Source organism: Pseudanabaena sp. PCC 9330, assembly GCF_055795045.1.
Map to the genome: position 1 here is coordinate 275,604 of NZ_JAYFES010000115.1, position 11,754 is coordinate 287,357.

An 11,754-nucleotide genomic window follows, 5' to 3' on the forward strand; every position below is an offset into this window, starting at 1 on the left:
AATGGGTTCTGCAATTCTGGTTGAAAATTTAGGCAAGCGATTTCATCGCTACCATGCCAGAAAGCCCGTCACCCTAATGGAGGCAGCGCTGTCGGGTCTAAGGCGCATTCAGCCAATGGATGATTTTTGGGCTTTGCGAGGCATTTCATTTGAAGTAGCCGCAGGTGAAATGCTAGGCGTCATTGGCCACAACGGTGCCGGAAAATCTACCCTGTTGCAAGTATTAGGCAAAGTTGCTTACCCCAACGAGGGGCGTATTAAAATGCGGGGACGAGTGGGTGCACTGCTCGATCTAGGGGCCGGATTTCACGGTGACTTGACCGGACGTGAGAACGTCTTAGTGACTGCCATTGTCGCCGGGCTGCGGCAGCATGAAGTAACTCGCCGCTTTGACAAGATCGTTGAGTTTGCAGAACTGGAAGGGTTTATCGATAATCCAGTGCGCACCTACAGTTCTGGCATGATGATGCGACTGGCTTTTTCGGTGGCTGTGCACACTGACCCAGATATTTTGCTGGTAGATGAGTTTCTATCGGTAGGAGATTTAGCCTTTCAGGCTAAATGTCTTAACCGCATTAAAGAAATGCAGGCCCAAGGTTGTGCCGTTATGCTGGTATCTCATGATGCTGGACAGGTAGAAAGGTTGTGCGATCGCGCCCTCTGGCTCAAGCACGGCACCGTCATGGCGTATGGTGAACCCGCCGTAGTCGTAGGGCAATACACCATGGAAATGCGGCTCAGATCTCAGGAGTTAACTCCCGAGCGCCCCCCTCAGCTTACACAATCTGGGGCTGAACTTAAAGTTAATGAAAATCGCTTTGGCTCCCTAGAGGCAGAGATTACCGATGTACGGCTACTCCCCAAGTCTCGACTAGACCCTGGAGAGCCTCTGTATATCGAAATTGACTATCAAATTAACAAGCCTATTGACAGCGCTATTTTTAGCCTTACGATCAGCCAAGAAAATGGTGAGCCATGCCTAGATGTAAATACGCTAGCAATGGGTATTTCCTATATCCCTTTAAAGGAGAGGGGCAAGATCAGATTAGTTATTGATCGTCTCGACCTTCAAGGTGGTAAGTACTTTGCTAATGTTGGCATGTATGAGCAAAACTGGGATTATGCCTACGACTATCATCGACATGTATATTCTTTCACTGTCGACAAGCAGACAGTCTCCAAAGGAATTTTATACCCTCCTATGCGATGGGAAGTCGTAGCCCTTGATATAGCATCATCACCCATCGTATAGTCACGCATTAATTCTCTGAAACGGATAAATAATTATCCCTATGCTATGACCGAACCACAACTTGCAGTTCCTTACGATTCTGAGTTTTTTAAGGATTTACGAGAGGGTTCTCAACGGTCCGCTATGGTGATTGTTCCCTTGGTAATGGACTGGATTCGACCGCAGTGTGTAGTTGATGTAGGTAGCGGTGACGGCACCTGGCTCTCTGTATTTCAGGCTCATGGGGTAGACGATATTTTAGGCATAGACGGTGAGTATGTTCAGCCTGACTTGCTGCAGATTCCTCCAGAACGTTTTATGCCTTGGGACTTGAGTCAGCCTATTGAGATAAGCCGTCGGTTTGATCTGGCAGTATCTCTAGAGGTAGCCGAGCACCTGCCATCAGACAGTGCTGATAGCTTTGTAACCTCCCTAGTGCAACTCAGTGATGTAATTCTATTCTCAGCGGCAATTCCCCATCAGGGCGGCACCAATCATGTCAATGAGCAATGGCCAGATTATTGGATTACTCGGTTTCAGGCCCATGGCTACGTTGTCATTGATGCCCTGCGTCAGAGGATCTGGGCTGATCCCGATGTTCAACCTTGGTATGCTCAAAACAGCTTTCTTTTTGTCAAAAAAGATTTCCTCAAAAACAATCTTAAACTAAAAGATATTTTTCAAAGTAAAGATAATCAGACGGCGATTGTTCATCCCGCGATCTATTTACAAAAGTGCTTCACTGACTCAGTTAATTTGAGGCATCTGAGCAAACTAAAGTTAACTCAATCTATTGAGATTTTGGACATTTCTCTCTTTCCATTAGCCACAATTCAGAGTGGCGACAGCTTAGAAATTAAACTCTCTTATAAATTTAATCAATCTATTGGTTCAGCTTTATTTTCTATTAGCCTTAGTAATTCACTAGGTGAGATCTACCTAGACACAGACTTTACTGAGATGAACATGTCAGCGGAGGTAGGTATTCCTTTTTTAACACAGTTGAAGATAGATCGCTTAGATCTGGCAAAAGGAGATTATTTCATCAATCCCGGCATTTTTTCAATTGATTGGGCAGAAATATATGACTTTCACTGGCATCGTTATCCCTTAACCATCCAGTCTTCCGTTCCTCAGAAGGGAGTGATCCAACCACCCCTCTACTGGTCTCAGGGTGGCACCCCTGTTATCAACAAGTAATCATGAATTTAAGGCTTATAGTCAAATATAAAGCTCTCAGAACTGGAGCATTTTCGTATCTGATTCAGTGGATTTTGATATTCACACTAGGCTTGGCTTTGGCACTTTCTTTAGGAGAAGCAGGCCTCGCTAATTCTGCCCTAGGTCGCCCAGTTGCTACAACAGTAAAAGTATCCAACCGGCTTCTTGGGCTTAGTACCCATCATATTGGGGTCTGCGAAGGTAGTGTCAACTTTGACCTCGCAGATTTTACTGACCTGGGCATCAATACTTATCGCATCTATGGGGGAATGTCGCGGTGGGAACCCGAAGATGATGACGAGATGTATGGATTCCCAACTATCGCTCAGATCAAAGCCAACCCAGATATAGTGCCGTGGGAGCGGTGGGATGCAGTGATGACTCAGCCTGCCACAGGCACCGATTATGCCTTTTCAGGAGTTCCTGAAGAACTGTGGCAGGGCAGTGCAAAAACGATATTTGAAACCCTAAAGCAAGGCCAGATTCGCCCTGTGCTGACAATTCGCAATACAGACCCAGGCTGGGGGCCAGATTGGGCATTACAACTTAACCCACCCCGCACCGAGGCAGATTGGAACGAGTGGTGGGAGCATGTGTTTGCCACTGTCTACTGGCTAAATGTGCGAAATGACTACCATGTTGATGACTTTGAAATTCACAACGAGCCTGACAATCGACAGCAGGGTTGGGGCGGCAACCAACAAGATTATTTTGAGATGGTGCGCGTGGCAGCAGATGCAATTTCTTACGTTTATGCCACCTATCTGCCCGATCGCGTTGTGCATATTCATGCGCCTAAAACCGTGGGCGGTAGTCGCTGGCCAGAGGATGCTTTAACGACTATTCCCACCTACTTTGACAGTGTCAATGTCCATAATTACGACTGGGATATTGCCCCCTACGTGCGCCAGGTACGCAAATGGATGCAGGGTACTCGTCATGCCCAGTCACCCCTGTGGCTAGGGGAATGGGGCACTTATACCGGAGACTACACCGATCTCGCTTTTGCCCTCAATCTAATCAAAAATATGATGCAGATGTCTCAGCCTGGAGACACCTACGTGTACGGGAGTCATCTTTTTTCGCTCTATGACTGGGGGCAGCGAGGTGATTTTGAGGGTTTAGTCAGTGCCAAGGGCGATCGCCGTCTCAGCTACTATGCCTTTCGCATGGGCATTCGAGCACTGCAAGGGGGCCGATCAGTTCTATTGAGCACAATTAACGATGGCTCAGCCATGGTTCTTGCAACTCAGTCAAAACCAGGAGACTTATCTCTCTTGGTAGTTAACGATCAGCCTATGGCCCAGTTCCTGAGTGTGGATGTATCTGATTGGTTAATCGATGGTGAAGGGAGTATTTGGGAGTTTAGCGAAGCTGTTCAAGACGAGCTAGTAGAGATCTCGCCAATTCAATCAGGGCAGATCAACGTCACGCTGCCTGCTTACACCAGCCGTCTGGTAGTGATGCATCCACAGGGGTGAATTGCACCTTGATAGCAGAACCCCCCGGCAATATTTGCCGGGGGGTTTTAAGTTAGACCTATAACTAGACGATTGCTGTAGAGCAAATCTCCTTAGACAAACTGCCTTGAGAACGATTTGAAGCCAGCAGCACTTTGACTGGTCAACTTGAGAGTTTTCCTCAAGTATGTTTTAAGTAGAGATGTTTAAATGCCGTCGTAAAGAAACCATCGCGTGGGGTTTATAGCGTCTCTGGGCATTTCTTAACAGAGCTCTCTCCAGTTAAAGAGAGGAAATATCAACAACCTAGTAAAGTGCTGCTGGTATTTGACGAGATAGATTCAGACGTTAAATCGATAACGTACCTCCTATTTAACAGGACTGAACCGTTTGATCTGTCGGGGAAGGAATCACGTTTTTGTATTCGTTAATTCACTTCCTTATCTATTAAGATACTCCTTCTATTCAGCCATGGCCAGGGATGATACCAAAGTTTATGGTTGGGTTAATGAACGCTCTCACAGCCGCGGCTCTGGGCGAGCAAATCTGGCGAGTATGTCTATAGATAGGCATGCCCCGGCAGAATGTCTACCCACCAGAGGATTCGCTGGTAAGACAGCCCTGATAGGTTTACTGGGCAGAGCGCGTGCCTATGCAGATTGCAGGTAGCGGGTGCTGACTTAGTAAGTTGAGACTTTCACAATGACAGCCAATACAGCAGTAACCCAACCCGTAGGGGCATGGTTAACGGATGGCGAGCAATGCCAGTTTACAGTTTGGGGGCCAGAGCTAGAAACGCTGGAACTGCGGTTGCTGTCGCCCCAGGTCGGCACTGTTTCCTTGGAGAGGGCTGAAGGTGGCTACTGGAGCACGACGGTGAAAGGGGTAGCGGCGGGCACCCAGTACTTCTACTGCATTGATGGCAACGAGGTAACTCTACGCCCCGACCCGGCCTCGTTTTATCAGCCCCAGGGGGTGCATGGCCCCTCGGCGGTGGTAGACCACAGCCGGTATGAATGGGGTGACGGCGACTGGGCCAACATCCCCTGGGCCGACTATGTGATCTATGAGCTGCACATCGGCACGTTTACCGCTGAGGGCACATTTGAGGCGGCGATCGCCCGCCTCCCCGATCTAGTTTCTCTGGGTATCACCGCCATTGAGATCATGCCTGTGGCGCAGTTTCCGGGCGATCGCAACTGGGGCTACGACGGCGTCTACCCCTACGCCACCCAAAACTCCTACGGCGGCCCCGACAGCTTTAAGCGCCTGGTCGATGCCTGCCACCAGCAGGGTCTGGCGGTAATTTTAGATGTGGTCTATAACCACTTTGGCCCCGAGGGCAACTACAGCGGCTGCTTTGGCCCCTACACCACCGAGAAATACAGCACCCCCTGGGGCGGCGCGATCAACTTCGATGACGCCTGGTGCGACGGCGTGCGCCAATACTGCATTGACAACGCCCTCTACTGGCTGCGCGAGTTTCACCTTGACGGGCTGCGGCTAGATGCCGTTCACACGATCTATGACTTTGGCGCTAGACACCTGCTGGCCGAGATGGCTGAGGCGGTGACAGAGCTGGGCCAGACGCTGAGTAAACCCCTCTATCTAATCGCCGAGAGCGATCTCAACGACAGCCGCCTGCTGCGCCCCGCCGACCAGGGGGGCTACCACCTCACCGCCCAATGGAGCGACGACTTTCACCACGCCCTGCACACTCTGGTGACGGGGGATGACTATGGCTACTACCGAGACTTTGGCACCTGCGAGGCTCTGGCGACGGCGATCGGCGATCGCTTTGTCTACAGCGGCCAGTATTCTCCCTTTCGTCACCGCCGCCACGGCAACTCGGCCAGCGATCTGCCCAGCAGCCAGTTTGTGGTCTGTGCCCAAAACCACGACCAGGTGGCCAATAGCAAAGGCAGCGATCGCCTCACCCAGACAGTTTCTTTTGAGGCGCTCAAGCTGGCGGCAGGGGTGTTGTTGACCGCTCCCTACATTCCCCTGCTGTTTATGGGCGAAGAATATGGCGAAACCGCCCCCTTTCAGTACTTTATCGACCACAGCGATGCCGATCTGATCGAAGCGGTCTACCAGGGCCGCAAGCGCGAGTGCAAAGACGCCCACGGCTTTGGCGAACCCGCCCCCGCCCACCACAAAGACACATTTTTAGCCTCTAAGCTCAGCTGGAATCTGCGCCATCAGGGCCACCACAAAACCCTCTGGCACTACTACCAGCGCCTGCTCCAGCTGCGGCGACAGCTTCAGATCGGCCTGCCGTCTTCCAGCAAAGATATCCACGCCAGTGCCCATGAAGCTCAGCAAATCGTGATCTACCAGCGGGCGCTCAACAATGGTGTGCTGTGGTGCGCGATGAACTTTAGCCAGGCTGCCAGCTCGACCGATCTGCCCCCTTCTGCCAGGCCCTGGCAGCTGCAAATCGACTCCGCCGACCCCACCTGGGATGGCCCCGGCAGCAGCGTTCCTGCCACCGTCGCTGGGCCCCAGCCCCTCACCCTATCCCCCCAGAGTTTTGTGATGTACCTAGCTGCATGACGGTAGCAGGCCAAACCTAGAACTCTATTCCCCACCCTCCCACTCCCCACCCCCATGCGTATTCCCACCGCTACCTACCGCCTACAGTTCAACTCTGAGTTTGGCTTTGCCGCCGCCCAGGGCATGGTCGATTACCTCAGCAGTCTGGGCATTGACCATATCTATGCCTCGCCGATTTTTAAGGCCCGCCAGGGCAGTACCCACGGCTACGACGTGGTCGACCCCACCCAGCTCAACCCTGAACTAGGGGGCGAGGATGGCTTTGGCCCGCTGATCGACACCGTGCACCACCACGGCATGGGCTGGCTGCAAGACATTGTCCCCAACCACATGGCCTACGACGGGCAAAACCACTACCTGATGGACGTCATGGAGTTTGGCCCCGACTCCGAATATTTCAACTTTTTTGACATCGAGTGGGATGGGTCGGAGGAGCTGGGAGGCAAGGTGCTGGCCCCGATGCTGGGGGATTTCTACGACCAGTGCCTGGAGCGAGGCGAGATTCAGCTCAGCTACGACGAGGCGGGCCTCAGCGTCAACTACTATGGCCTCCGGTTTCCGGTGCGAATCGAGTCTTACGGGCGGTTTTTGAGCTATCAGTCGGGGCGGCTGACCCAGCATTTAGATAAGAGCGATCGCACTTTTGTGAAAATCTCTGGCCTGGTCTACGTGGTCAAAAATGCGATCGCCGACCTGACGGGCAAGGCCTACCGCGACCAGGCTCAGTTTGCTAAGGGGCTGCTGTGGGATATCTACCAAAACAGCGACGCGGTGCGGGAGTTTATCGACCAAAACCTGGTGATTTTCAACGGCACCCCCGACGAACCCAGCAGCTTTGATCTGCTCGACGAACTGCTCTGCGAACAGTTTTACCGGCTGTCGTTTTGGAAGGTGGGAGCGGAAGAACTCAACTACCGCCGCTTTTTCACCGTCAACGAGCTGATCTGCCTCAAGATGGACAACGAGCCGGTGTTTGAGCAGACCCACGAGCTGATCGCCGAAAAGGTGCGATTGGGCCAGTTTACGGGTGTGCGCATCGACCACATTGACGGCCTCTACGACCCGACCACTTACCTGGGGCGGCTGCGCGATCGCCTGGGCGATACCTACACCGTGGTCGAAAAAATTCTTGAAGCCGAGGAGACCCTGCCCACCACCTGGCCCATTCAGGGCACCTCTGGCTACGACGCCCTGGTTCAGATCAACGGCCTGTTTTGCCAGCAGGCCAACCAGGAAGAGTTTACCCGCATCTATCACCAGATCACGGGCGAAACCACCGCCTACAGCGAGCTGGTCGCGGCCAAAAAGCGGCTGATCGCCGACACTAACCTGGTGGGCGACATCAACAACCTAGCCCGCTACCTCAAACGGGTCTGCCAGCAGTACCGCTATGGCCGCGACCTCACCCTCTATGGCCTGCGCACGGCGATCGAAGAGGTGCTGATCGCGTTCCCGATCTACTGCACCTACGCCAACGAAGAGGGTATTTCTCAGCGTGACCTGGCCTACGTGCAAGAGGCGATCGAGGCCGCTCGCAAGCGCATTCCCCAGCTGATCAACGAGCTAAACCTGATCGAAAAGTTTCTCTGCCTCAACTACGAAGACTCATTACCCGCCGCAGAAAAGGCCCAGTGGCTGCACTTTGTCATGCGGTTGCAGCAGTTCACCGGGCCGCTGATGGCCAAGGGGTTAGAAGACACCCTGTTCTACGGTTACAACCGCTTTATTGCCCTCAACGAGGTGGGTGGGTCGCCAGGGCAGTTTGGCCTGTCGCTGCGCCAGTTTCACCAGCTCCAGCAGGAGCGCCAGCGCCAGTGGCCCCAGGCCATGGTGGCTACCTCCACCCACGACACCAAGCGCAGCGAAGACCTGCGCGCCCGGCTCAATGTGCTCTCAGAACTGCCCAGCCAGTGGGAGGCGGCGGTAAACCGCTGGCGCAGCCTGAATAGCAGCTACAAAAAGGTAGTGCGCGATCGCGTGGTGCCCGACGCCAACGATGAGTATTTCCTCTACCAGACCCTGGTGGGGGCGTTTCCCTTCGATGCAAATGAACTGGCCAGCTTTAGCGATCGCATTGCCGCCTACGTGGTTAAGGCCGTGCGCGAGGCCAAGGTACACACCGCCTGGCTGCGCCCCGACACCGACTATGAAGATGGCTATGTAGACTTCGCCCGCGCCATTCTCGCCCCCGATGACGACAACGCCTTTCTCACAGATTTTCGCGAGTTTCAGCAGACCATCGCCGACTACGGCATCTACAACGCCCTGGCCCAGGTAACCCTCAAACTGATGCTGCCGGGGGTGCCCGACATCTACCAAGGCCAAGAGCTGTGGGACTTTAGCCTGGTAGACCCCGACAACCGTCGCCCGGTAGACTACGATCGCCGCCGCCAGTGGCTCGATGAACTCAAGCAGTGGGCCGAGACCGATCGCCCCGGCCTACTGCACAACCTGCTGGAATTTCGCCACGATGGCCGCATTAAGCTGTGGCTCACCCACTGTGGCCTGTCGGCCCGCCGTACCTACCCCGAGCTGTTTGCCCAGGGCGACTACGAGCCGCTGTTTGCTCGGGGCAAAGCCGAAGACAGCGTGGTGGCCTTTGGTCGCCAGTGGCAAGGGCAGCAGGTGGTAGCGATCGCCCCCCGCTTTCTCACCGGCCGCATTGCCCCCGGCGAACTGCCCATCGGCAAAGACTGCTGGGGCGACACCACCCTGGCCCTGCCCAACTCTGGCCCCTGGCACAACTGGATCACCGGCCAAAGCTTTAGCGCCGATGGCGACGCCAAGCTAGCCGACCTGCTCGCCACCTTCCCCGTCGCCATTCTCGTGGGCAGTGATTCCTAAATCTAGACTTTCCATCAACCCACTAACCCAAATACCGATGACAGCGACCACCGCATCCATTCTCCAGTCCCCCACCATTCCCGCTATCAAAACCTATATTCGCGAGCAGTGGCACGGGCTGACCCGCTCCCACGACCATATTCTCGATGCGGCCTACGACGAAAAAATTGCCCACGAAAAAAATGGCTCCTGGCTGATCTATGTCTCTGGTCAAGAAGACGCCGACAATATCACCACCCACCTCAGCCAGTTTGTCTCGGCAGCGGAGATGGCCAACATCGCCGTCAAACCGCTGCCCCTGGAGAGCGATCAGATCGAGGGCCACGGCCTGCTCTATCTGCCTGGCGAGTATGTGGTGCCCGGTGGTCGCTTTAACGAACTCTACGGCTGGGATAGCTACTTCATTCAGCTTGGTCTGCTGCGCGATGGCGAATTTGCCCTGGCCAAAAGCCTGATCGAGCAGCTGCTCTACGAGGTCAAGCACTATGGCACCGTGCTCAACGCCAACCGTACTTACTACCTCAACCGCTCCCAGCCGCCGCTGCTGTCGCGCATGGTGCTGGAGTGGTACGAGCACTGCCACGACACCGACTGGCTGACCAATACCCTGCCCCAGCTCGAAAGCTACTACTACTATTGGGTGGTGCCTCCTCACCTCAACCAGGCCACGGGCCTATCGCGCTACTACGCCGTGGCCGATGGCCCTGCCCCAGAGGTGCTCTACTCTGAGCGCGATGAGCAAGGCCGCAGCCACTTTGACCGGGTGCGCGAGTTTTACCGCACCCACGAGGTCACCGACTACGATGTCTCGCTGTACTACGACGCCGAGGCCGATGAGCTGACAGATCTGTTTTATAAGGGCGATCGCGCTATGCGAGAGTCAGGCCTCGACCCCACCAATCGCTTTGGCCCCTTCAGCGTCGATGTAATCCACTACGCGCCAGTGTGTCTCAACGTGCTGCTGCACCAGATGGAGCTCGACATTGCCCACATCTACGACATTATCGAGATTCCAGAGCTGGCCAGCCAGTGGCGCGATCGCGCCGATCGCCGCCAGTGCCTGATCCACCAGTACCTGTGGCACGAAGAGAGCGGCTTCTTTCTCGACTACAATTTCCGCTCAGACTGCTACCGTCGCTACGAATTTGGCACCGCCTTTTACCCCCTCTGGAGTGGCGTTGCCACCGCCGATCAGGCCAAGCGTATGGTAGACAACCTGCACCGGTTTGAAGCCCCCGGCGGCCTCCGCACCAGCAACTTTGTCTCTGGCAACCAGTGGGATGCCCCCTTTGGCTGGGCACCCTTACAGCACTTTGCCGTCAAGGGGCTGCTGCGCTACGGCTACAAAACCGAGGCCCTGCGCCTCGCCGAAAAGTTTGTCTCATTGCTGGTCAAAGACTTTGAACGCTGCGGTGTGCTGCTAGAGAAGTATGACATTGAGAAATGCACGGGCAATGTATCAGGGGCGATCGACTTTGGTTACAGCAGCAACGAGGTCGGCTTCGGCTGGACTAACGGCGTCTTTCTAGAGCTACTGGCGATTTTGGAGCAAGAACAGCCCTGACGCAGCCAAGCCATTTCGGTTTGACACCCCAGTACCTCAGCTTTTCTATGTCAATCCCAAGACCTAGCCGCTAACCCAAATGGAATGAGCACCCTGCTACCATCGCCTCCAGCTTGGCCATCGCTCCCTGGACAATAACTATCCGAGGCAAGCCGGTGTCTCTCGGGAGAAGGATGGCGCAGCCAGTCCCAATGTCTAGGCTAAAGACGCTGCATGGAAAGCATTATGGGACTCAGGAAGCGGATATTTACTCTCAGCGGCGCGATCGCAGCCGGGCTACTGGCGATCGCCATTGGGCTGATTGTGTGGGGCACCTCGTTCTCTGCGGCCAGCCATGGGCAAGAGGTTGCTCCTCAGCCCATAGGCTCTGAGCAGCTAGAGCAGGCCGCCGACAAGGCCAAGGCTCTCTCAGAACAGGTCTATAGCGGCCTCGACACCACCAAAGACATTATCGGCAAGACCGACGCCCGCAACCAGGCGATTGAGACAGGTCGAGACGCCGCTAGCCAAAAAATGCAAGAACTGAGCGATCGCGCCCAGCAAGCCCAGACCATGGGCGACGATGTACTCTCTACAACCGACAAGCGCATACTCAAACACATCGCAGAGTAGGCAGGTTTATGTCGACTGCGGATAGTTTTTTAACCCTAGATTGCCCAGGGCAAAAGTTCCCAAACCTTCAACATTTTAATGCCGTCAGCTGATGCAGGCTTGCAGGTCTTTTCGCGTCAGATGGGGGAAGTCATTGAGAATGTCGGTTTCGGTCATCTCGAACCCTAGGTACTCAGGTACTTCATAGACGGTGATGCCTAAGCCACAAAGACAACAACCCACTTTCAGTATTTCATCGTAAAAAATGCTGATTTACCGATCGCACC

At 54.3% G+C, this 11,754-nt stretch carries 8 protein-coding genes; 7 read left to right on the top strand and 1 reads right to left on the bottom strand.

From position 1 onward, the window contains the following. The first annotated feature begins 1 nt into the window (after position 1). The 7 genes from AC0QKW_RS18590 (at position 2) to AC0QKW_RS18620 (ending at position 11,488) form a co-directional block, all read left to right on the top strand. On the top strand, positions 2-1,252 hold the full coding sequence (locus AC0QKW_RS18590; protein WP_473152579.1) for an ABC transporter ATP-binding protein: 1,251 nt from the start codon (positions 2-4) through the stop codon (positions 1,250-1,252). Positions 1,253-1,297: 45 nt separating this feature from the next. Next, positions 1,298-2,431: a Wzt carbohydrate-binding domain-containing protein gene (locus AC0QKW_RS18595; protein WP_473152580.1), complete on the top strand. Its 1,134-nt coding sequence runs from the start codon at positions 1,298-1,300 to the stop codon at positions 2,429-2,431. A gap of 2 nt (positions 2,432-2,433) precedes the next feature. Next, complete coding sequence (locus tag AC0QKW_RS18600) at positions 2,434-3,933, top strand: hypothetical protein (RefSeq protein ID WP_473152581.1); 1,500 nt, start codon at positions 2,434-2,436, stop codon at positions 3,931-3,933. A 681-nt stretch (positions 3,934-4,614) separates the two neighbouring features. Next, positions 4,615-6,468 (top strand): malto-oligosyltrehalose trehalohydrolase, encoded by a 1,854-nt coding sequence (gene treZ, locus AC0QKW_RS18605; protein ID WP_473152582.1) that lies wholly within the window; start codon positions 4,615-4,617, stop codon positions 6,466-6,468. 54 nt (positions 6,469-6,522) lie between these two features. Further along, complete coding sequence (treY, locus tag AC0QKW_RS18610; RefSeq protein WP_473152583.1) at positions 6,523-9,312, top strand: malto-oligosyltrehalose synthase; 2,790 nt, start codon at positions 6,523-6,525, stop codon at positions 9,310-9,312. Between the two features lie 37 nt (positions 9,313-9,349). After that, a complete protein-coding gene (locus AC0QKW_RS18615; RefSeq protein ID WP_473152584.1) occupies positions 9,350-10,876 on the top strand; it encodes a trehalase family glycosidase in 1,527 nt (508 codons plus the stop codon). A gap of 225 nt (positions 10,877-11,101) precedes the next feature. Next, on the top strand, positions 11,102-11,488 hold the full coding sequence (locus AC0QKW_RS18620) for a hypothetical protein (protein WP_473152585.1): 387 nt from the start codon (positions 11,102-11,104) through the stop codon (positions 11,486-11,488). Positions 11,489-11,572: 84 nt separating this feature from the next. On the opposite strand, the gene AC0QKW_RS18625 is transcribed toward AC0QKW_RS18620, so the two are convergent. After that, entirely contained in the window at positions 11,573-11,740 is a 168-nt protein-coding gene (locus AC0QKW_RS18625; protein WP_473153007.1) for a DUF433 domain-containing protein, read from the bottom strand. Positions 11,741-11,754: the final 14 nt, after the last annotated feature.

What these genes read in the sequence shown, in the direction of transcription:
- treY (WP_473152583.1), top strand. Translation starts at nt 6,523, where the DNA reads ATGCGTATTCCCACCGCTACCTACCGCCTACAGTTCAACTCTGAGTTT.
- treZ (WP_473152582.1), top strand. Translation starts at nt 4,615, where the DNA reads ATGACAGCCAATACAGCAGTAACCCAACCCGTAGGGGCATGGTTAACG.
- AC0QKW_RS18590 (WP_473152579.1), top strand. Translation starts at nt 2, where the DNA reads ATGGGTTCTGCAATTCTGGTTGAAAATTTAGGCAAGCGATTTCATCGC.
- AC0QKW_RS18600 (WP_473152581.1), top strand. Translation starts at nt 2,434, where the DNA reads ATGAATTTAAGGCTTATAGTCAAATATAAAGCTCTCAGAACTGGAGCA.
- AC0QKW_RS18615 (WP_473152584.1), top strand. Translation starts at nt 9,350, where the DNA reads ATGACAGCGACCACCGCATCCATTCTCCAGTCCCCCACCATTCCCGCT.
- AC0QKW_RS18595 (WP_473152580.1), top strand. Translation starts at nt 1,298, where the DNA reads ATGACCGAACCACAACTTGCAGTTCCTTACGATTCTGAGTTTTTTAAG.
- AC0QKW_RS18620 (WP_473152585.1), top strand. Translation starts at nt 11,102, where the DNA reads ATGGGACTCAGGAAGCGGATATTTACTCTCAGCGGCGCGATCGCAGCC.